This is a genomic window from Enterobacter cloacae complex sp. 677-3DZ2D5B (genome assembly GCF_004136695.1).
GTDB lineage: Bacteria > Pseudomonadota > Gammaproteobacteria > Enterobacterales > Enterobacteriaceae > Enterobacter > Enterobacter hormaechei_C.
In genome coordinates this window covers 286,440-307,772 of record NZ_QFLS01000009.1, presented here as the reverse complement: position 1 = coordinate 307,772, position 21,333 = coordinate 286,440, and the positions used below count along the sequence as shown (strand labels likewise).

The 21,333-nt window shown below is 53.7% G+C and carries 17 protein-coding genes and 1 pseudogene; 13 read left to right on the top strand and 5 right to left on the bottom strand.

Annotation, left to right across the window (positions count from 1 at the left end; genetic code table 11):
• Positions 1-9: 9 nt before the first annotated feature.
• Both znuB and znuC read right to left on the bottom strand, forming a co-directional pair.
• On the bottom strand, positions 10-795 hold the full coding sequence (gene znuB / locus DD597_RS14855; RefSeq protein ID WP_045337554.1) for a zinc ABC transporter permease subunit ZnuB: 786 nt from the start codon (positions 793-795) through the stop codon (positions 10-12).
• Positions 792-1,547, bottom strand: coding sequence for a zinc ABC transporter ATP-binding protein ZnuC (gene znuC / locus DD597_RS14850; protein ID WP_003859757.1), 756 nt, complete (start codon positions 1,545-1,547; stop codon positions 792-794). Before znuC ends, znuB begins: the two co-directional genes overlap by 4 nt.
• A gap of 77 nt (positions 1,548-1,624) precedes the next feature.
• On the opposite strand from znuC, the gene znuA reads away from it, so the two are divergent.
• From znuA to lpxM, 3 genes are all read left to right on the top strand, one after another.
• A complete protein-coding gene (znuA, locus tag DD597_RS14845) occupies positions 1,625-2,569 on the top strand; it encodes a zinc ABC transporter substrate-binding protein ZnuA (RefSeq protein ID WP_003859760.1) in 945 nt (314 codons plus the stop codon).
• A 15-nt stretch (positions 2,570-2,584) separates the two neighbouring features.
• Entirely contained in the window at positions 2,585-3,904 is a 1,320-nt protein-coding gene (gene mepM, locus DD597_RS14840; protein WP_003859762.1) for a murein DD-endopeptidase MepM, read from the top strand.
• Positions 3,905-4,021: 117 nt separating this feature from the next.
• Positions 4,022-4,993 (top strand): lauroyl-Kdo(2)-lipid IV(A) myristoyltransferase, encoded by a 972-nt coding sequence (gene lpxM, locus DD597_RS14835; RefSeq protein ID WP_022651444.1) that lies wholly within the window; start codon positions 4,022-4,024, stop codon positions 4,991-4,993.
• A 43-nt stretch (positions 4,994-5,036) separates the two neighbouring features.
• Here lpxM and pyk read toward each other — a convergent pair whose 3' ends face one another.
• Positions 5,037-6,479, bottom strand: coding sequence for a pyruvate kinase (gene pyk / locus DD597_RS14830; protein WP_003859767.1), 1,443 nt, complete (start codon positions 6,477-6,479; stop codon positions 5,037-5,039).
• A 114-nt stretch (positions 6,480-6,593) separates the two neighbouring features.
• A complete protein-coding gene (locus DD597_RS14825; protein ID WP_003859769.1) occupies positions 6,594-7,463 on the bottom strand; it encodes a MurR/RpiR family transcriptional regulator in 870 nt (289 codons plus the stop codon).
• Between the two features lie 356 nt (positions 7,464-7,819).
• Here DD597_RS14825 and zwf point away from each other — a divergent pair, with 356 nt between their 5' ends.
• The 10 genes and pseudogenes from zwf to DD597_RS14780 all read left to right on the top strand — a co-directional run bounded on the left by zwf (position 7,820) and on the right by DD597_RS14780 (position 20,082).
• Complete coding sequence (zwf, locus tag DD597_RS14820; RefSeq protein WP_022651443.1) at positions 7,820-9,295, top strand: glucose-6-phosphate dehydrogenase; 1,476 nt, start codon at positions 7,820-7,822, stop codon at positions 9,293-9,295.
• 233 nt (positions 9,296-9,528) lie between these two features.
• Complete coding sequence (gene edd, locus DD597_RS14815; RefSeq protein ID WP_129256341.1) at positions 9,529-11,340, top strand: phosphogluconate dehydratase; 1,812 nt, start codon at positions 9,529-9,531, stop codon at positions 11,338-11,340.
• A gap of 39 nt (positions 11,341-11,379) precedes the next feature.
• Positions 11,380-12,021, top strand: coding sequence for a bifunctional 4-hydroxy-2-oxoglutarate aldolase/2-dehydro-3-deoxy-phosphogluconate aldolase (gene kdgA, locus DD597_RS14810; protein ID WP_003859774.1), 642 nt, complete (start codon positions 11,380-11,382; stop codon positions 12,019-12,021).
• 333 nt (positions 12,022-12,354) lie between these two features.
• The gene (locus tag DD597_RS25180) at positions 12,355-12,594 is read left to right on the top strand and encodes a hypothetical protein (RefSeq protein ID WP_232969518.1); all 240 of its coding nucleotides are present in this window, start codon (positions 12,355-12,357) and stop codon (positions 12,592-12,594) included.
• An 18-nt stretch (positions 12,595-12,612) separates the two neighbouring features.
• Entirely contained in the window at positions 12,613-14,868 is a 2,256-nt protein-coding gene (locus DD597_RS14805) for a DUF2345 domain-containing protein (protein WP_370326422.1), read from the top strand.
• A pseudogene (locus DD597_RS14800) lies at positions 14,865-16,984 on the top strand (DUF3274 domain-containing protein). The gene DD597_RS14805 and the pseudogene DD597_RS14800 overlap by 4 nt, the downstream one beginning before the upstream one ends.
• Positions 16,985-16,987: 3 nt before the next feature.
• Complete coding sequence (locus DD597_RS14795) at positions 16,988-17,695, top strand: hypothetical protein (RefSeq protein ID WP_045897911.1); 708 nt, start codon at positions 16,988-16,990, stop codon at positions 17,693-17,695.
• A gap of 3 nt (positions 17,696-17,698) precedes the next feature.
• Positions 17,699-18,418 (top strand): hypothetical protein, encoded by a 720-nt coding sequence (locus DD597_RS14790; protein WP_129256340.1) that lies wholly within the window; start codon positions 17,699-17,701, stop codon positions 18,416-18,418.
• Between the two features lie 12 nt (positions 18,419-18,430).
• Positions 18,431-18,688: a PAAR domain-containing protein gene (locus tag DD597_RS14785; protein WP_023324870.1), complete on the top strand. Its 258-nt coding sequence runs from the start codon at positions 18,431-18,433 to the stop codon at positions 18,686-18,688.
• The gene (locus DD597_RS14780) at positions 18,688-20,082 is read left to right on the top strand and encodes a hypothetical protein (RefSeq protein WP_023324869.1); all 1,395 of its coding nucleotides are present in this window, start codon (positions 18,688-18,690) and stop codon (positions 20,080-20,082) included. The genes DD597_RS14785 and DD597_RS14780 overlap by 1 nt, the downstream gene beginning before the upstream one ends.
• 61 nt (positions 20,083-20,143) lie before the next feature.
• Here DD597_RS14780 and purT read toward each other — a convergent pair whose 3' ends face one another.
• Positions 20,144-21,322, bottom strand: coding sequence for a formate-dependent phosphoribosylglycinamide formyltransferase (gene purT, locus DD597_RS14775; protein WP_023314341.1), 1,179 nt, complete (start codon positions 21,320-21,322; stop codon positions 20,144-20,146).
• Positions 21,323-21,333 lie beyond the last annotated feature (11 nt).

The window sequence follows — 21,333 nt, the reverse complement described above, 5'->3', positions numbered from 1 at the left end:
ACATGCTGACTAATGCGCGGTCTTTTTCATCATACTGAAAATAAACAACACCGCCGCGCACAATACCACCGACGGCCCTGCTGGCGTGTCATAAAACGCCGAGAAGGTTAACCCGCCCGTCACCGCAATCATTCCGATAATCACCGCGATACCGGCCATTTGCTCCGGCGTACGCGCAAAACGGCGCGCCGTGGCGGCAGGGATTATCAGCAGCGACGTGATGATCAGCGCGCCAACAAACTTCATCGCCACGCCGATGGTTAACGCCGTCACCAGCATCAACAGCAGCTTCACGCGCTGAAGCTTCACGCCGTCGACAAAGGCCAGATCCGGGCTGACGGTCATAGCCAGTAAATTTCGCCACTGCCACAGCAGGATCCCGAGCACCACGGCCACGCCAATGGCAATAGAAATCAGATCTTCGGGCGTGACGGCCAGCAGATCGCCGAACAGATAGGCCATCAGATCTACGCGGATGTTTGACATCAGGCTCACTACCACCAGGCCCAGCGACAGGGCGCTGTGCGCCATAATGCCGAGCAGGGTATCAATTGCCAGATGAGGGCGTTTTTCCAGCCAGACCAGACCGGCAGCCAGCAGCAGCGTGACGACAATCACCGCATAAAACGGGTTCACGTCCAGTAACAAACCAAACGCCACACCCAGCAATGAAGCATGGGCCAGCGTATCGCCGAAATAGGACATTCTGCGCCAGACGACAAACGAGCCGAGTGGACCCGCGGCGCAGGCAAGCATAATCCCGGCCAGCCAGCCGGGCAGTAACAGTTCAATCATGAGTGTCCATTTCCCCGACGCAGGACAATTCGTCCCTGTAAATCATGGCGGTGATTGTGATTATGACGATAGATGCCCAGCTGCTCGGCGCCACGATGGCCAAACATAGAGATAAATTCCGGATGCATTGACACCACTTCCGGCGTGCCGGAACAACAAATGTGATGGTTCAGGCACAGTACTTCGTCGGTTTTGGCCATCACCAGATGCAGATCATGGGAGACCATCAGCACCGCGCAGTTAAGCTCCCGACGGAGCTGGTCAATCAGATCGTACAGCGCAACCTGACCGTTGACGTCAACACCCTGCGTCGGCTCGTCCAGGACCAGCAGCTGAGGGCTGCTGAGCAGGGCACGGGCAAGCAATACGCGCTGGGTTTCACCGCCCGACAGCTTTTGCAAGGGCGCCTCAACAAGATGTCCCGCCTGAACGCGTTTCAGCGCCGGGAGGATGTCCGCTTTACGCGTACCGGGACGGAGGCGCAGGAAGCGGCTCACCGTCAGGGGCAGGGTGGCATCAAGATGTAATTTTTGCGGCACATAGCCGATACGCAATTTGTCTTCGCGGACGATAACACCTGCGTCAGGGGCTACCAGGCCTAATACGACGCGCACCAGCGTCGATTTGCCTGCACCGTTAGGGCCGAGCAGCGTGAGTATTTTGCCGGGCTTCAGATTCAGCGACACGTCAGAAAGGACGCGGCGCTGGCCGAATGAGACCGAAACATTTTCAAGAGAAACTAAAGTCGTCATGTCAATTTAAGCTTGCAGAAGTCATCGAATGTTATAATATCACATTCCACGTATTCATTACGATGATTAGTCGCATTATGTTACAGAAAAATACGCTTCTTTTCGCAGCTTTATCCGCTGCTCTTTGGGGTACAACAGCACAAGATGTTAACGCCGCTGTTGTCGCTTCGCTTAAACCGCTTGGATTTATCGCCTCTGCCATCGCGGACGGGGTCACTGAGACACAGGTTCTGCTGCCTGACGGGGCTTCCGAGCATGATTATTCTCTGCGTCCATCTGATGTAAAACGCTTACAGAACGCGGACTTAGTCGTCTGGATTGGTCCTGAGATGGAAGCGTTCATGCAGAAGTCAGCCAGACAGCTTCCCGCTGAGAAACAGGTGACGATTGCCGGGCTGTCCGGCGTGAAACCGTTACTCATGAAAGGAGCTGAGGACGAGGGTGATGAGCATGACCACGACCATGCTCATGGTGAAAAAGGTGACGACCATCACCATCACGGTGAATACAACATGCATCTCTGGCTCTCCCCAGAGATAGCGCGGCTTACAGCGGTTGCAATCCACGACAAATTAGTGGAACTTATGCCGCAAAGTCGAATCAAACTCGACGCCAACCTGAAGGATTTTGAGGCTCAATTAGCCGCAACCGACAAACAGGTGGGTAACGAGCTCGCACCGCTTAAAGGAAAAGGGTACTTCGTTTTTCATGATGCCTACGGGTATTACGAGAAACATTACGGTCTGACCCCGCTGGGGCATTTTACCGTCAACCCTGAAATTCAGCCTGGTGCGCAGCGTTTACATGAAATCAGAACACAGTTGGTTGAGCAAAAAGCGACATGCGTTTTTGCTGAGCCACAGTTCAGGCCAGCGGTCGTAGAAGCCGTGGCCAGGGGAACATCCGTGCGCATGGGAACCCTTGACCCGCTAGGTACGAACATCCAGTTGAGCAAAGCGAGCTATTCGCAGTTCCTCAGCCAACTGGCGAATCAGTATGCGAGCTGCCTGAAAGGAGATTAACGAGGAAGTGAATACGTGCAACAGATAGCCCGCTCTGTCGCCCTGGCATTTAACAATCTGCCTCGACCCCACCGCGTTATGCTGGGGTCGCTTACAGTTCTCACATTAGCGGTCGCCGTCTGGCGGCCCTATGTTTACCACCCGAGTTCCGCCCCAATCATCAAAACCATCGAACTGGAGAAGAGCGAGATCCGCTCTCTGCTGCCCGAGGCCAGCGAGCCTATCGATCAGGCCGCTCAGGAAGATGAAGCGATTCCCCAGGATGAGCTGGATGACAAGATCCAGAATGAAGCTGGCATTCATGAATATGTTGTATCCACTGGCGATACGCTGAGCAGCGTCCTGAACCAGTACGGTATCGACATGGGCAACATCAGCCAGCTCGCCGCATCCGATAAAGAGCTGCGTAACCTGAAAATTGGTCAGCAACTTTCCTGGACCTTAACGCCCGACGGCGATCTGCAACGTTTGACCTGGGAGATGTCCCGTCGCGAAACCCGCACCTACGATCGCACTGCAAACGGTTTCAAAATGACCAGTGAATTGCAGCAGGGCGACTGGGTTAACAGCGTCATGAAAGGAACCGTCGGCGGCAGCTTTGTTTCCAGCGCACGCGATGCCGGCCTGACCAGCGCTGAAATCAGCTCGGTGATCAAAGCCATGCAGTGGCAGATGGATTTCCGCAAACTGAAAAAAGGCGATCAGTTCTCTGTCCTGATGTCCCGCGAAATGCTGGACGGTAAGCGCGAGCAGAGCCAGCTGGTGGGCGTTCGTCTGCGTTCAGACGGCAAAGACTACTACGCTATTCGCGCGGAAGACGGTAAGTTCTATGACCGCAGCGGTACGGGTCTGGCAAAAGGCTTCCTGCGTTTCCCAACGGCGAAACAGTTCCGCGTCTCCTCCAACTTTAACCCGCGTCGTCTGAACCCGGTAACGGGCCGCGTAGCGCCGCACCGTGGCGTTGACTTCGCTATGCCGCAGGGCACGCCAGTGCTGGCGGTAGGAGATGGTGAAGTGGTCATGGCGAAACGCAGCGGTGCTGCTGGCTATTACGTTGCTATTCGTCACGGTCGTACGTACACCACCCGCTACATGCACCTGCGTAAACTGCTGGTCAAACCGGGCCAGAAGGTGAAACGTGGCGATCGCATCGCGCTGTCCGGTAACACCGGCCGGTCGACGGGGCCGCACCTGCACTATGAAGTGTGGATCAACCAGCAGGCGGTTAACCCGCTGACGGCGAAACTGCCGCGCACCGAAGGGCTGACCGGAAAAGATCGTAAAGATTACCTGGCGCAGGTGAAAGAGGTGATGCCGCAGCTGCGCTTCGACTAAGCTCTCCTGATTTAAAAAGCCGGCGTCAGTATGCGCCGGCTTTTTCTTTTGTGCGCGGGCGGCAGCCTCGCTACACTATCCGCATATATTTTTGCGTCACCAGACCCTGGAACCCGCATGGAAACCAAAAAAAACAATATTGAGTACATTCCTGAGTTTGAAAAATCTTTTCGCCACCCGCGTAACTGGGGCGCCTGGATTGGCGTATACGCGTTTGCTGGCATGGCGTTGCTACCTGCTTCCCTCCGCGATCCGGTGCTCGGTAAAGTGGGGCGCCTGGCAGGGCGCTTGGGTAAAAGCGCGCGCCGACGCGCGCAAATAAACCTGTTGTACTGTTTCCCGGATAAAAGCGACGCCGAACGCGAAGCAATCATTGATGACATGTATACCACTGCGCCGCAGGCGATGGCGATGATGGCGGAACTGGCACTGAAAGGGCCGGAGAAGATCGTCGAACGCGTTGACTGGAAAGGGCTGGAGATCATCGACGAGATGCGTCGCAATGATGAAAAGGTGATTTTCCTGGTGCCGCACGGCTGGGGGGTCGACATTCCGGCGATGTTAATGGCGTCGCAGGGCCAGAAAATGGCGGCGATGTTCCATAATCAGGGAAACAAAATCTACGATTTCGTCTGGAATACCGTGCGCCGTCGCTTTGGCGGACGCTTGCACGCCCGAAACGATGGCATTAAGCCTTTCATTCAGTCGGTACGTCAGGGTTACTGGGGCTACTATCTGCCCGATCAGGACCATGGTCCTGAGCACAGCGAGTTTGTCGATTTCTTCGCAACCTATAAAGCCACGCTACCAGCGATTGGTCGCCTGATGAAAGTCTGCCGCGCCCGCGTGATCCCACTGTTCCCGGCTTATGACGGTAAAACGCATCGCCTGAGCATTGAGGTACGTCCGCCGATGGACGATCTGCTGACCGCAGACGATCACACCATCGCACGCCGCATGAATGAAGAGGTGGAAGTGCTGGTGGGGCCGCATAAGGAGCAATATACGTGGATCCTGAAGCTGCTCAAAACGCGTAAACCTGGCGAAACAGAGCCGTACAAGCGTAAAGAACTTTTCCCGAAGAAATAGGAAACCTTCACCCCTCTCCCCTTAGGGGAGAGGGGATCAGAGCTTACTCTACGGTCAGTACGCGGGTGGTATTGGTTGAGCCGATGGTGCTCATCACGTCACCCTGCGTCACGATAACGATATCACCGGATACCAGATAACCTTTGTCGCGCAGCAGGTTCACGGCATCGTGCGCGGCGGCCACGCCGTCGTTGGTGCTGTCGAAGTATACTGGCGTCACGCCGCGATACAGCGCCGTCAGGTTCAGCGTACGCTCGTGACGGGACATGGCGAAGATCGGCAGACCGGAGCTGATACGGGACGTCATTAGCGCGGTACGGCCAGATTCGGTCATGGTGATGATCGCCGTGACCCCTTTCAGGTGGTTGGCTGCGTACATCGCGGACATCGCAATCGCTTCTTCCACATTGTCGAACTGGATATCCAGGCGGTGCTTGGAGACGTTAATGCTTGGGATCTTCTCTGCACCCAGGCAGACGCGCGCCATGGCGGCCACGGTTTCCGCCGGATACTGGCCCGCCGCGGTTTCCGCTGACAGCATCACCGCGTCAGTACCATCCAGCACGGCGTTCGCCACGTCCATGACTTCTGCACGGGTCGGCATTGGGTTGGTGATCATGGATTCCATCATCTGGGTGGCGGTGATCACCGCGCGGTTCAGCTGACGCGCGCGACGGATCAGCGCTTTCTGGATACCGACCAGTTCAGGGTCGCCAATTTCCACGCCCAGGTCACCACGGGCAACCATCACCACGTCAGACGCCAGGATCACGTCGTCCATCGCGTCCTGATCGCAGACCGCTTCAGCGCGTTCCACTTTTGCAACGATTTTCGCATCGCAGCCTGCATCGCGCGCCAGGCGGCGAGCATAGTTCAGATCTTCACCGCAGCGCGGGAAGGAGACGGCCAGATAATCCACGCCGATCTGCGCTGCGGTCACGATATCCGCTTTGTCTTTATCGGTCAGCGCTTCGGCAGACAGGCCACCGCCGAGTTTGTTGATGCCTTTGTTGTTGGAGAGCGGGCCGCCGACGGTCACTTCGGTGAACACCTTCATACCCTGAACTTCCAGCACTTTCAGCTGTACGCGTCCGTCGTCCAGCAGCAGGATGTCGCCAGGCACAACGTCAGCAGGCAGACCTTTGTAGTCGATACCCACTTTTTCCTTATCGCCTTCGCCTTTGCTCAGGTTGGCGTCCAGCAGGAATTTATCGCCGATGTTGAGGAAGACTTTGCCTTCTTTAAAGGTCGATACGCGGATTTTTGGACCTTGCAGGTCACCGAGGATAGCAACATGGCGGCCCAGTTTAGCTGCGATTTCACGCACTTTGTCGGCACGTAATTTATGGTCTTCTGGCGTACCGTGAGAGAAGTTCATACGCACCACGTTAGCACCCGCGGCGATAATCTTTTCGAGGTTATTATCGCGGTCGGTGGCCGGGCCTAAGGTGGTGACGATCTTGGTTCTGCGAAGCCTTCTGGACATGTAATACTCCGTTGACTGAAACAACTTTGGTGTTGCGTGAACATAGAATCGGCCTTCATCTATCGCAAGGCAGTAGCGAGGGGACCGAATGCCGTAAATCGTACTTCGTCGTTATTAGGGAACATCGCTCTTTATAAGCAATTCTTTATCAAAACGCGATTCTTTCAGGGCTTCCTTGACCCGCTTCAAGTTATCCCGGAATTTTGCGCCCCGGCGTAAGGTAAAACCGGTCGCCAGTACGTCGATGACCGTCAACTGCGCCAGGCGGGAGACCATCGGCATGTACATGTCGGTATCCTCCGGTACGTCCAGGGTAATGGCGAGCGTCGCTTCCCGGGCGAGCGGCGTACCTGCCGTCGTCAGGGCGATGACCATCGCATCGTTGTCACGCGCGAGCTGCGCCAGCTCCACCTGGCTCTTGGTGCGGCCCGTATGAGAGATGAGTACCACGACATCATCTTCGCTACAATTCATACAGCTCATGCGTTGCAGCACAATGTCATCGGAGTAAATCACCGGCACGTTAAAGCGAAAGAACTTATTCATGGCGTCATGCGCCACGGCGGCGGACGAGCCAAGGCCAAAGAAGGCAATCCGTTTGGCCTGCGTGAGAAGATCGACCGCGCGATTTACTGAACTCATGTCCAGAGACTGGCGAACGTGGTCGAGCGTGGCCATTGCCGATTCAAATATTTTTGCGGTGTATGCATCAACGCTGTCGTCTTCATCGACATTGCGATTAACATACGGGGTGCCGTTTGCCAGACTTTGGGCCAGATGCAGTTTAAAATCAGGAAAGCCGCGCGTGTCCAGACTACGACAGAATCGATTGACCGTCGGTTCGCTGACGCCCGATTCCTGTGCCAGAGCGGCGATGCTTGAATGAATCGCCTGAGCGGGCGCGGCGAGAATAACTTCAGCCACTTTGCGCTCGGATTTGCTAAGGTGTTCCAGTTGAAACTGGATTTTTTCCAGCATGTTCATTGTTAACAAGACGCTCATGAGGGCATAAACGATTTCATAAAGAGATGAAACCTTGATTCGATTTAGCCGATATTACCCCCAGGACTCCCGAAAGGGTAATCGTCGACAAGAAATGTTGTTGTTTTTTTTCATTACTTGATCGACGTCGGGTTTTGCTCTGACCCCGTTGCGCAAAGAATCGACGTTTGTTGCGTCATCAGACGGGCGTAATGGCCCAGGCGACGAAAAATCACCGTATCGCACGCGACGTTAAGCGCTAATGGTTTCAGGAAACGCGTAAAAGCAGTACAGTGCATTGTAATAAAATTACAACGATACCTGGCAGAGTACCAGGCGATCTAACTGAGGAGAATGACATGGCGGTAACGCAAACAGCCCAGGCATGTGACCTGGTCATTTTCGGCGCGAAAGGCGATCTTGCACGCCGAAAATTGCTGCCTTCCCTGTATCAGCTCGAAAAAGCGGGCCAGATCCATCCCGACACCCGGATCCTTGGGGTAGGGCGCGCAGACTGGGATAAGGAGGCTTATACCAAAGTCGTGCGTGAGGCGCTCGAAACGTTCATGAAAGAGAAAATCGATGAAAGCCTTTGGGGTAAGCTGAGCGGGCGTCTCGATTTCTGCAACCTGGACGTCAACGATGTAGGCGCCTTTACCCGTCTGGGTGAAATGCTTGACCAGGAAAATCGTGTCACTATTAACTATTTCGCCATGCCGCCAAGCACCTTCGGCGCCATCTGCAAAGGTCTGGGCGAGGCGAAGCTGAACGCCAAACCGGCGCGCGTAGTGATGGAGAAACCGCTGGGTACGTCGCTGGCGACCTCGCGTGAAATCAACGACCAGGTAGGCGAGTTCTTTGAGGAGTGTCAGGTTTACCGTATTGACCACTATCTGGGCAAAGAGACGGTACTGAACCTGCTGGCGCTGCGTTTTGCCAACTCCCTGTTTGTGAACAACTGGGACAACCGCACTATCGACCACGTGGAAATTACCGTGGCGGAAGAGGTGGGCATCGAAGGCCGTTGGGGCTACTTCGACCAGGCCGGCCAGATGCGTGACATGATCCAGAACCACCTGCTGCAAATTCTGTGCATGATTGCCATGTCTCCACCGTCAGATCTGACGGCCGACAGCATTCGTGACGCCAAAGTGAAAGTGCTGAAATCACTGCGCCGTATTGACCGCTCCAACGTGCGTGAGAAAACCGTGCGCGGCCAGTACACCGCAGGTTTTGCCCAGGGGAAAAAAGTTCCTGGCTATCTGGAAGAAGAGGGCGCGAACAAGTCCAGCAACACCGAGACGTTTGTGGCGATCCGCGTGGATATCGACGACTGGCGCTGGGCCGGTGTGCCGTTCTACCTGCGTACCGGGAAACGTCTGCCGGCAAAATGCTCCGAAGTGGTGGTCTACTTCAAAAATCCGGAACTGAACCTGTTCAAAGAATCCTGGCAGGAACTGCCGCAGAATAAACTGACCATCCGTCTGCAACCGGACGAGGGTGTGGATATTCAGATCCTGAACAAAGTGCCGGGTCTTGATCACAAACACAACCTGCAAACCACCAAGCTCGACCTGAGCTACTCTGAAACCTTCAACCAGACGCATCTGGCCGACGCTTACGAGCGTCTGCTGCTGGAAACCATGCGTGGTATCCAGGCGCTGTTCGTCCGCCGCGATGAAGTGGAAGAGGCGTGGAAGTGGGTCGACTCCATCACTGAAGCGTGGGCAGCCGATCAGGACGCGCCAAAACCGTATCAGGCGGGAACATGGGGACCTGTCGCCTCCGTTGCGATGATCACCCGTGATGGCCGCTCCTGGAACGAGTTTGAATAACCACCTTCTCTAGCCCAAAGGTGTTATTTTACCGGTAACATGATCTAACACAGCAAGTGGCATAATTTTTATCTTTTAAGCTCCGCGTGGATTCACCCGCGGAGCTTTTTTTATTACACTCCCTTCAGATATTTTGCCCCTGTGCTCCGGATATCAGGAGTTTCAGCGTTGTTAACAACCGTCAGAAACTGTGTAAACTCCCGAGCCTGGACAGATAAATTAGAGGAGCTTTTATGAATCCGACATTGTTACGCGTAACACAACGCATTGTTGAACGCTCGAAAGAGACCCGTGCTGCCTACCTTGCCCGCATCGAACAGGCGAAGAGTGAAACGGTCCATCGCTCACAGCTGGCCTGCGGGAATCTGGCCCACGGCTTTGCGGCCTGCCAGCCTGGTGATAAAGACGCGCTGAAAAGCATGTTGCGTAACAATATCGCCATCATTACCTCCTATAACGACATGCTTTCAGCCCACCAGCCGTATGAGGTCTACCCGTCTATCATCCGCAATGCGCTGCACAGCGTGAACGCGGTGGGCCAGGTTGCAGGCGGCGTGCCGGCCATGTGTGATGGCGTAACCCAGGGCCAGGACGGTATGGAGCTGTCCCTGCTGAGCCGCGAAGTGATCGCCATGTCAGCGGCAGTGGGCCTGTCTCACAATATGTTTGATGGCGCGCTCTATCTGGGCGTGTGCGACAAAATCGTCCCGGGGCTGGTGATGGCCGCGCTGTCGTTTGGCCACCTGCCAGCGATTTTTGTACCGTCAGGCCCGATGGCAAGCGGTCTGCCAAACAAGGAAAAAGTCCGTATCCGTCAGCTGTATGCCGAAGGAAAAGCGGACCGTCAGGCACTGCTGGAAGCGGAAGCCGCGTCTTATCACGCGCCGGGCACCTGTACATTCTACGGTACGGCCAACACCAACCAGATGGTGGTGGAGTTTATGGGGATGCAGCTACCGGGCTCGTCGTTCATCCAGCCGGATGCGCCACTGCGTAAAGCGCTGACCGAAGCCGCAGCCCGTCAGGTGACGCGCCTGACCGGTAACGGCAACGAGTGGATGCCAATGGGCAAAATGGTGGATGAAAAAGTTATCGTAAACGGGATTGTCGCCCTGCTGGCGACCGGCGGTTCAACCAACCATACCATGCACCTTGTCGCGATGGCGCGCGCGGCGGGCATTCTGATTAACTGGGATGACTTCTCCGATATCTCCTCTGTGGTACCGCTGATGGCGCGTCTGTACCCGAACGGTCCGGCGGACATCAACCACTTCCAGGCCGCGGGCGGCGTGCCGGTGCTGATGCGCGAGCTGCTGAAAGGCGGCCTGCTGCATGAGGATGTCAACACGGTGGCGGGCTTTGGCCTGCATCGCTATACCCTTGAACCCTGGCTGAACAACGGTGAGCTGGACTGGCGCGAAGGAGCGAGCGACTCGCTCGATCCTCATGTTATCGCAACCTTCGAACAGCCGTTCTCTCCTCACGGCGGCACCAAAGTGCTGAGCGGTAACCTTGGACGTGCCGTGATGAAAACCTCTGCCGTGCCGGAAGAGAATCAGGTGATTGAAGCCCCGGCGGTGGTGTTTGAAAGCCAGCACGACGTTTTACCTGCTTTTGACGCGGGTCTGCTTGATAAAGACTGTGTGGTCGTGGTGCGTCATCAGGGACCAAAAGCGAACGGGATGCCAGAATTACATAAACTTATGCCGCCGCTTGGTGTATTATTGGACCGCCGTTTCAAAATTGCACTGGTGACCGATGGACGCCTCTCGGGGGCATCCGGTAAAGTGCCTTCAGCGATTCATGTCACCCCGGAAGCCTACGACGGCGGCCTGCTGGCGAAAGTGCGTGATGGTGACATGATCCGCGTTAACGGTCAGACAGGCGAGTTAACCCTGCTGGTGGACGAAGCAGAGCTGGCGGCGCGTCAGCCACATATTCCTGACCTGAGCGCATCCCGCGTGGGTACCGGACGCGAAATGTTTGGTGCGTTGCGTGAGAAACTCTCCGGTGCGGAGCAGGGCGCAACCTGTATTACGTTTTAAGACGACTTGATTTTAACGATCTGGCGAGAGAAAACTCTGATGAAAAACTGGAAAACAAGTGCAGAAGCAATCCTGACTACTGGCCCTGTCGTGCCGGTTATTGTGGTAAACAAACTTGAGCACGCTGTCCCAATGGCGAAGGCGCTGGTTGCGGGTGGCGTTCGTGTTCTGGAAGTGACCCTGCGTACGGCCTGTGCGATGGATGCGATTCGCGCTATCGCCAAAGAAGTGCCGGAAGCGATCATCGGTGCAGGTACGGTTCTGAATGCGCAGCAGCTGGCGGAAGTGACCGAAGCGGGCGCACAGTTTGCCATCAGCCCGGGGCTGACCGAGCCCCTGCTGAAAGCCGCAACCGAAGGTTCTATTCCGCTGATCCCGGGTATCAGCACCGTTTCTGAACTGATGCTGGGCATGGACTACGGCCTGAAAGAATTCAAATTCTTCCCGGCTGAAGCGAACGGCGGCACCAAAGCGTTGCAGGCGATTGCGGGCCCATTCTCCCAGGTGCGTTTCTGCCCAACGGGCGGCATCTCTCCGGCAAACTACCGTGACTACCTGGCGCTGAAAAGCGTGCTGTGCATCGGTGGCTCCTGGCTGGTTCCGGCGGATGCGCTGGAAGCAGGCGACTGGGATCGCATCACTAAACTGGCTCGCGAAGCGGTAGAAGGCGCGAAACAGTAACAAATGCCCAATGCATAAAGCAGGCCCTCTGGCCTGATGCTGGTCACTTTATGTGACCAGCATGTATAAGTTCTTCTTCTCTACACAACATTTCTAATATCCCTAACCCCAGGCGTATTATTTTTCATTATTAAATAATCCTTCACTTATATATTTGATGAATAAATCATTCTGAATTTATGTGTGATAAAATTGTCTGGTCCTTTTTTATTTATTCTGTGAATAGATTCACTTCCCGTGAATTAATTCAACCTGAAGTTGGGTATTTTAATGGGGGAGCGATGGGTGTATTGTTTTTAATGAACGGAATGTTTGTTAAAAGGATAGCTAATAATGTCAGGGGAATCTGAGGTAGCTCAAAGGCAGGACACGTTAAACAGATATTTATTGTATTTCCCGCGTAGCAAAAATGTTATTTCAGATGTTCATTCTTTTACAGGAAAAGAGATATTAAGCGAGCCTTATCGCTATACCATTCGCTTTACCAGTCCGGATCTAAACATTGCCATTAATGCTGTTCTTAATCAAAGGGCTGAGTTTATTCTGCGTGCACCCAATCTGGAAGCCTCATAGCATGGGCAAACCTCCTGGCTGCCGGTTCGCCAGATTAATGGCACGATCACCCAATTTTCGCGGCTGATGTCTTCAGGTGACGAAGCACTGTATGAATGCGTGCTGGAGCATGAGCTGGCGCTGCTGGATCAAAATTACCGTTCTGCGGTTTATATGAACATGACAGTCCCGGAGCTCGTTACAAAGCTGATGAAGGACAGTGGTCACTTTGACGGCTACAACATTGATTTTGACCAACTGAGCCACAGTTATCCACGACGGGAAATGATCGTTCAGTGGAAAGAAACCGATTTGCGGTTCATCCGTCTGCTGCTGGCAGAGATAGGGATCTGGTTCCGATTTGAGAATCACAACAAAGTGAAAACGGAAACCGTCGTTATTTTTGGGGATTCTGCGCGTCGTTACAACTTCAGCGACAAACAGATGCCTTATGTCCGACATTCAGGCATGACCAGTTATAGCGAATACATTACCGATCTGGAGGAGCAGCACGGCCTGATCCCCAAAAATGTGTTGGTTCGCACCTATAACTACCGTGACCCGCAATCGCCGCAGACGGATAAGACCGTTAAAACGAGCGATATTCCCGAAGGTGTAACGACAGGCCAACACTATCACTATGCCGATCACTATCTGACTGCGGGGGATTTTCACGGTGAAGAGGCGGAAACCGCCGCATTTTACGCTCGTCTGCGTTATGAACGCCTGTTGAACGGACAGAGTCTTCTGGGGGCGACAACCAGCGATCCCGAGCTTCAGCCAGGCATTATGTTTTATCCCTCAGGGCCTGTACCTGACGGGTTTAAGTCCGGGTTTGTGATAACTGCGATGACTATCCGCGGCAGCCGTGCTGAACACTATCGCGCCGTACTTTCTGGGATCCCCTATATCCAGGGCTATAGCTTCCGTCCTGAATACTTATCCCGGCCGGTGATAGCCGGAACGGTGCCCGCCAGAGTGAAGGCTATCGGGGGAGATAAAACCTATGCCGGACTTGATGCGGTTGGGCGCTACAGGGTTAAGTTCGATTTTGACCTTGATGAAAAACGGGTCGGATTCGAAAGCGCCCTGGTACGCCTCGGCAGGCCGTACGCCGGTGACACCTTTGGTATTCACTTTCCGCTACTGGAGGGGACTGAAGTTGCCGTTGGTTTCGAAGGCGGCGACCCGGACAGACCTTATATCGCCCATGTCATGCACGACGGCAGCCACCCGGATTTAGTCACAAACCGTAACGATACCCGAAACGTGATCCGCACAGCCGCGTTGAACAAGATCCGTCTTGAAGATCGTCGCGGGCAGGAACACATCAAAATCTCTACCGAGTACGGCAAAGGGCAAGTGAGTGTGGGCCACCTGGTTGATGCTGAAGGCAAAAAGCGCGGGGAAGGTGTGGAGGCTCGCACCGACGACTGGATGGCGCTGCGTGCTGCCAAAGGCGTGATGATCACCACGGAAGCACAGTCCCGCGCGGGGGGTAAGCAACTGGATATGACAGCGGCTATTACACAACTTGAAAAGGCGTTATCGCTGGCGATGACCCTACAACAAAGTGCGCTTACGGCAGGTGCGAGTAATGTGGAAACCGATCGGCAAAATGCGCTCAGCCAGACGCTGAGTCATCTCGCGGAGCCCGGTATTTTGGCATATGGAAAAAGTGGAATTGCGCTGGTTACGCCGGACAGCCTGCAACTTTCCGCCGGGAAAGACCTGATTGCCACAGCGGGCGGGAATGCCAGCGTGAATGTGGCGAAAAAATTCTCGCTGGCCGTAGGGGAAAAACTGTCGCTGTTTGCCCGCAAACTCGGCATCCAGATGATTGCCGGTGCGGGGGATATTACGACGCAGGCGCAGCGGGGCGAAATGCACATGCTGTCGCAGCAGGATTTCACGCTGACGAGCACCGCCGGGAAAATGAACGGCAGTGCCAGAAAGGGAATGCAGTTTGTCTGCGGGGGCGGCGGGATCCGTATCAGCCCGACCGGACTGGTCACCATTTTCTCGCCGACGGGCATTGAGCTCAAAGCGCCGAGCCTGAAATACGACGGTCCGGAAAGTGTGTCGGTACCGACGCCATCCTTTGAGAAAGGCGCCTTTAAACTTCGCTACAAACTGCACGCCGGCGATGATCCGGAGCAAATTCTGGCAAACAAAAAATTCAGGCTGACCAGTGCATCCGGACAGGTGGTGGAAGGCGTGACGGACAGCTGCGGTCGTTCACCCCTGCTCGATGCTGACGACCTCGACAGCTATAAAATGGAGATAATGGAATGACGGAGGCGAAGACAAAACCCTACGCTCCACGGGTGGTATCAGAAGGCGATATTCCGGTACACAAAACCCTGGGCGAAGTCGCCCAGACGCGCAACATCGGGATACCGCGTCCGATGCCCGGCATTGTGATCCTCGTCCATGGCGTGAACGACGTGGGTGAAGCTTACCAGAATCAGGAGAAAGGTATACTTATCGGGCTGGGTAAGCGACTTAACCGGCAGGATTTTTACGCCCACGAATGGAAAGACTACAGAATTATCACTCCCGGGCGTTCCCCCATCATCCCGTTTTACTGGGGATATAAACCGGTTACGCATGCTGACTACCGGGCGGACCAGAAGCGCTACCGGGAGGAAGTCGGGAAGCTGAGTGACAAAGCGCATCTTCCCTATGATGCGTACCAGGAAGATAACGAGACGAATAAAAAGTCGCTGGGTAATGACGGAAAAGGGCCGTTTCAGTACCAGAACGATAACTTTAAGAACGCACTTGATAAGAGTTTTGCCAAGGGGGGCGGGACCTTTGCCAACGCGACGACGACGATCCCGGATATGCTGGGGCCCGGCGCCGGTGGCTTCGGCGTTGCCGCTGCGGGATTTGCCTCGCTGCACTTCAATGATGGCGATTTTACCCATCCCATTTATGAAAACCCGCACCGCATTTACCAGTTTTTTGCCGCTCAACGGCTGCGGATTTGATTATTCAGGTTCGAAGTGAGCCGATTACGGCGAAAGATGTGATTAACGTTGTGGCCCATAGTCAGGGCACGATTATTACTATGCTGGCAAATATGCTGGTGAAACAGGCCGGGTATGCTCCGGTAAACTGTGTGATTCTTAATCACTCACCGTATTCTCTTGAGTCGCGCGTGGCTGAAAATATTCAGCCGGGTTATCAACAGACCGACGATGCCAGACAGCAGACATTTAAAAATTTCTGTCGCCTGATGCATACGCAATGGAAAGGGGGTGGGAAAATGGCAGAGAGCGAATTACAGGCTCTGGAGGCCTCCTGTACCCTGCGTAAACCTTCCGATAATCCGCTGCGAACGGATGACAGATATTGCCGAAGCAACGACGGTAAAGTGTATAACTACTTTTGCCCGAACGATGGCGTCGTGTCGCTGGAGAATGTGCAGGGGTTTGGCTGGCGGGGCATTCCTCAGAATATTGCCAGTGATATACCGAATCTGTTTCAGCGTGTGTTTTACCAGCATGGTGAAGTAGGAAACATCCCTGACGCTAACCCCTTTGAGCTACCACCGCGAAATGAGGGGGATGCAAAATATGCCTTTCTCACGAACGCCAGTTACAGCGCTCGCGATGTGGTAATAAACGGTGAGGAGTTACCGGAACCTTTTATTTTCAAACTCCAGGGGGAGGATAATCACCCGGATAACGATCCTAAAACCAGTGATAAACCGTATACCTATTATGTCGATCCGGACAGCCCGGACGCCTACATTTCCTATTCCGCCAAAGCCAGCGCCATTAAGCGCACGGTAACGACAACCTTTGCTGTGAACCGCTATCAAAATATTGGCTGGCAGCCTGGTCACGTTTTATCTGCTTCAGAGCTTAAAGAAGAGAGTTTTGAACGCAAGCATGAGGTTATTTATGGTGAGGTGTCAGGTTCGCGTGATTTTCAGTTAGTTACCCTTACCTGGAAGAAAACACCGGAAGAACTGCAAGCGGAATGGCAGAAAATTGACCCGGTAGGCTACAGCCAGCACTCCTCTATTGTGATGAGCGAATTTGCGCCATCGCACGCTATGGCGTTTGATTTGGCTATTGGGCAGTGCAAATCATTCGATTATCAGGCGGGGAAATTTTGGGAAGGGTTGTTACATCGTGCGGACTGGCGCGATCCGCAGAACGGTTATGAACCAGCATTAGAATATTATCGAAGCGGAAAATTACCAGAGACACAAACTAAATTTTATATGAACTGGCCTGATGAGGTACTACCGAAAGGCGACTATGGTGTGAAAAATCATTTTAACAATTCTACAACTATAAAACCGTCCCGAGATCTAACCGCAGGAAATCAGGTAATGACAAATCTGCAATGGGATATGCCTAAACCCAAAAGTGAGAGCCAACTAGTTCAAGGATAGAGCATGAAAACATTATTTATAGGACTGGCGATTACTACCATTGTTCTGGCGACGGGCTGCCAGGCGAAAGAGCCACCGACACAGGTTGTTTACCGGTTCGATGATCACCGTTTTCTCGAATTGAAAGGCTGGGGCTGCGAAGGTGAACTCTGGTATACGGATACTCTTCGGGGTATTCATACCAGGCCCGTCAGTCAATTTTATCGGATTTTCACCAAAAAATTTGTTCATCCTTCTGAACGATATATTGCCATACCCACCTGGGATGACCCAGGAACAATGATTTCAAAAGATTATGGTAAAACATGGTCTCCCCAGTTTTTTTCGGTAGGGCCTAATGAGCCCGATGGTACTAACCAACCATCCTATGAGGATATTATTTCTTTCACCGTCGTCAACGACCAGGGTTTTTTACAGACCAAACACCGGCTGTATATGTCGTCAAAACCGTTTGAAGACCCGCGGATTCTGCCCGGCGGGCCGGGGATTGCCTATACCGTGGATGACGGAATGGGAAATAAAGTAAGCGATACGCTGGACCCCCGTTTCCCTGGCTGGGCCTGGGGAATGGTCTATATGACTAAGCAGGGGCTTAAGCACAGCACGCAGCAATTTAAAGCTAACTGGCAAGATTTACCCGACAGCGTACCCGAAGTGAAGGGGTACACCGGCTGGGATCATATGCGCTGTGATATGGATGCGGGGCGATAACTGATGAAAGGATTATGTACCGTTCTCGCAGCGACGTCCGTTGTGCTGGCGACCAGATGCCAGGCTAAAGAACCGCCCACACAGGTTGTTTACCGGTTCGATGATCACCGTTTTCTCGAATTGAAAGGCTGGGGCTGCGAAGGTGAACTCTGGTTTAGCGATACTAAGAAAGGTATCCATTCACAAATTGCCAGTCACTTTTATCGAATCTTTACCAAAAAATTCGTGCATCCTTCAGAGCACTATCTTGCAATTCCGTGGTGGGGAAATGTTACTGGTGGTTTTTCAGTATCAAAAGACTATGGGAAAACGTGGGAAAGAGGTGGTGCATCTATGTCACCAGGGAGCAATGAACCTGATGGAAGTAACGCTCCTTATTATGATGATGTCATATCTTTCACTGTCGTCAACGATCAGGGCTTTTTACTGACCAAACACCGGCTTTATATGTCATCAAAGCCATTTGAAGACCCGCGCATTCTGCCCGGCGGGCCGGGGATTGCCTATACCGTGGATGACGGAATGGGAAATAAAGTCAGCGGGAAGCTGGACCCCCGTTCCCCTGGCTGGGCGTGGGGAATGGTCTACATGACTAAGCAGGGGCTCGAGGGCAGCACGCAGCAACTTAAGGCTAACTGGCAAGATTTACCCGACAGCGTACCCGACGTGAAAGGCTATACCGGCTGGGAGCACATGCAATGCAACATGGATGCGGGAAAATAGGGAGATAAAGCGATGAAAGGCGTCATTAGGTTAAACGATCCGCTGATAAGCGGAGGAAAAGTCACTAAGGCCTCCGGGGCAGACTTTATGGGGCAGCCCGTGGCCTTAAAAGATGATCTTGCGCAGTGTCCGCTCCATAAAGGGACGTTCGCAATCACTGAATGTCACCCAACCTGGACCATGCATGGCCGTGGGGTTGTGGTAGATGGCTGTCGCGCGGCGTGTGGATGTGAAATCAAAAGTACCTTACCTGTGGCGGGAGCTTCGTAATGCGCGCGTGGTGGTTATACAAACAACAGCCAGACCCGGATTCCACTGTGCCAGTCGTCATGATTGTTTTCCTCTATGTGATAGCCGTCGCAATGGGCCTCGCGATCCGGGCTCTCACCTGGCCTGAACAGGAACACGTTACGGCTCTCTTTTTTGTGCCTTCAGTTATTCTGCCCATCTGTGTTGTATCGTTGCTAGTTTTTACAAGTTTCATATTTCATGACGCCAACATTCATTATGCTGAAACCCGAAAATTCATAGCAAAAGAGCAGGAGATTAATTTAAAGGCGTATGCGCGAAAAAATATCGCTATCGCAGCATGGTCTGCAATCACCCCCCTGGAGGAACCCGCGCTGAATATGTTGAAACTGGAAGGCGAATTTCCGCTGGCACCGAAAACGCCGGTTAATATTCAGCTGGAAGATCGCTTCGACCAGACCAGGAATGAACAGATGTTTTACCGCTTACTGGACCCGATGGCAGAAAAATTGAAGGACTATAACTACCGTATTTTTGAAACCGTTGTCTGGGTTCACGGAGGGAGTGGATCCTGCATTGATGAACTGAGGCGCACTCTGGAGCGGTTGGGTATTGAAACGGCAAGCACGTGTAAAATTGAGTACAGCACAGAATGTCCTGACTACGCGATCGTTAGCCAATGGATGAACTTATCTGATTACAGAGTTGAAAACCGGTTGATTGTTATCGTTGATTTACATGAAGAAAGCGGCGAATCAAAGAGCATGGAAAATGCATGTGCATTCCTGCTGACCAGTCATTATGTCCGGGAGGAGGGCGAAAAACCGGTATATTTATATCAGCCTATGTCTGACGTGACCGATGTAGAGGACAAAATGGCGGTCTTCCTTGAGACGGGTTCGGTACTTACGCCGAAAAATCTCTGGTATACCGGGCTGTCCCGTATTGAAAAATATCCATTAATGCAGGCACTGGATAAAAAAGCGCTCACGGTGGAACGGCTGGATATCGATGCCTCTCTGGGCGCAAAGAGTGCCGGGTATCGGTGGCTGGCTCTGGCATTTGCGGCGGATGCGGTCAAATATGCCCAGGGGGAGCAACTGGCAGCTTATTCAGACAAAAACAAATTTTGTATTACTTCGCTTTCCTCCATGAAGACAGCTATCCCAAAAAAACTTACCTGGTGTAACTGGAGTAATCCCCTTTATCCTGCGGGGATGGCGGCTTTATTCTGCGTGTTATCCCTCATTGCCTATCGTATCAGTTTCCTGGCGCAAAACGATCCGCCAGCAATCTGGGAACTGATTGCGAGCATCATCATTCCCTTCGTTATTTTTATTGGCCTCGGTATTTTTGTTTTCATCTCGAAAACGAATGAAGCCTACGAGGACATGGAATACGAATGGAAGCGATAGAAACGGAACAATGTTAATCATGTAATGTGGCTGGTCGCTTAGTTGACCAGCCTTTAGTTATTTACCCTGTCACTTTTACCGCAGTGGCCGCTATTTTCGCTCTCGCGACGGCTTCGTCCACGTTTTCCCCGGTTGCTAATGCCACGCCCAGACGACGGCTTCCGTCGATCTCCGGTTTGCCGAACAGTCTGACCTGTAAGCCTGCACCAACCGCACCTTCGACGTTATCAAAGGTGACATTCTGGCTGGTCAGCTGCGGCAGGATCACCGCGGAGGCTGCCGGGCCGTATTGACGGATGCCGCCAACCGGCAGGCCGAGGAAAGCGCGCACGTGCAGCGCGAACTCGGAGAGATCCTGTGAAATCAGCGTAACCATCCCGGTATCGTGCGGGCGAGGGGAGACTTCGCTGAAGATCACCTCGTCGCCGCAAACAAACAATTCCACGCCGAACAGGCCGTAGCCGCCCAGCGCCAGCACCGTCTTGCGGGCGATCTCCTGCGCGCGTGCCAGCGCCAGCGCGCTCATCTGCTGCGGCTGCCAGGATTCTCGATAATCGCCGTCTTCCTGACGATGACCAATCGGGTCGCAGAAATAAACGCCGTCCACGGCACTGACGGTAAGCAGGGTAATTTCGAAATCAAACTTCACCACGCCTTCCACGATGACGCGCCCGGCACCGGCACGACCGCCCTGCTGGGCATAGTCCCAGGCCTGGTCCAGCGTGCTGCTGTCGCGGATAAAGCTCTGCCCTTTGCCGGAGGAGCTCATTACCGGCTTAATGATGCACGGGTAGCCAATCTCTTCGACGGCCTGGAGAAACGCAGCTTTATCCCCGGCAAAACGGTAGCTGGAGGTCGGGAGCTGTAATTCTTCTGCCGCCAGGCGACGAATGCCTTCCCGGTTCATGGTCAGTTTTGCCGCAGTGGCGCAAGGCACTACGCGCTGGCCTTCCTGCTCAAGGGCAACCAGCATCTCAGTGGCAATGGCCTCAATTTCAGGCACCACGAAATCCGGTTTTTCCTCGGCAATTAACGCCCGCAGGGCATTGCCGTCAAGCATATCGATGACGTACGAGCGATGCGCAACGTGCATGGCAGGGGCGTTCGCGTAACGGTCCACTGCAATCACCTCCACGCCCAAACGCTGGCATTCAATGGCCACTTCTTTACCCAGTTCACCCGATCCCAACAGCATGACGCGCGTCGCGGCAGGGCGCAGCGCGGTTCCTAAACGAGTCATAAAAATCCCCC

Coding starts and splice junctions, on each gene's coding strand:
- DD597_RS14825 (WP_003859769.1), bottom strand. CDS start 7,463: ATGAACATGCTGGAAAAAATCCAGTTTCAACTGGAACACCTTAGCAAA.
- pyk (WP_003859767.1), bottom strand. CDS start 6,479: ATGTCCAGAAGGCTTCGCAGAACCAAGATCGTCACCACCTTAGGCCCG.
- DD597_RS14780 (WP_023324869.1), top strand. CDS start 18,688: ATGCGCGCGTGGTGGTTATACAAACAACAGCCAGACCCGGATTCCACT.
- edd (WP_129256341.1), top strand. CDS start 9,529: ATGAATCCGACATTGTTACGCGTAACACAACGCATTGTTGAACGCTCG.
- znuB (WP_045337554.1), bottom strand. CDS start 795: ATGATTGAACTGTTACTGCCCGGCTGGCTGGCCGGGATTATGCTTGCC.
- DD597_RS14795 (WP_045897911.1), top strand. CDS start 16,988: ATGAAAACATTATTTATAGGACTGGCGATTACTACCATTGTTCTGGCG.
- zwf (WP_022651443.1), top strand. CDS start 7,820: ATGGCGGTAACGCAAACAGCCCAGGCATGTGACCTGGTCATTTTCGGC.
- znuC (WP_003859757.1), bottom strand. CDS start 1,547: ATGACGACTTTAGTTTCTCTTGAAAATGTTTCGGTCTCATTCGGCCAG.
- znuA (WP_003859760.1), top strand. CDS start 1,625: ATGTTACAGAAAAATACGCTTCTTTTCGCAGCTTTATCCGCTGCTCTT.
- kdgA (WP_003859774.1), top strand. CDS start 11,380: ATGAAAAACTGGAAAACAAGTGCAGAAGCAATCCTGACTACTGGCCCT.
- DD597_RS14790 (WP_129256340.1), top strand. CDS start 17,699: ATGAAAGGATTATGTACCGTTCTCGCAGCGACGTCCGTTGTGCTGGCG.
- lpxM (WP_022651444.1), top strand. CDS start 4,022: ATGGAAACCAAAAAAAACAATATTGAGTACATTCCTGAGTTTGAAAAA.
- DD597_RS25180 (WP_232969518.1), top strand. CDS start 12,355: ATGTCAGGGGAATCTGAGGTAGCTCAAAGGCAGGACACGTTAAACAGA.
- DD597_RS14785 (WP_023324870.1), top strand. CDS start 18,431: ATGAAAGGCGTCATTAGGTTAAACGATCCGCTGATAAGCGGAGGAAAA.
- purT (WP_023314341.1), bottom strand. CDS start 21,322: ATGACTCGTTTAGGAACCGCGCTGCGCCCTGCCGCGACGCGCGTCATG.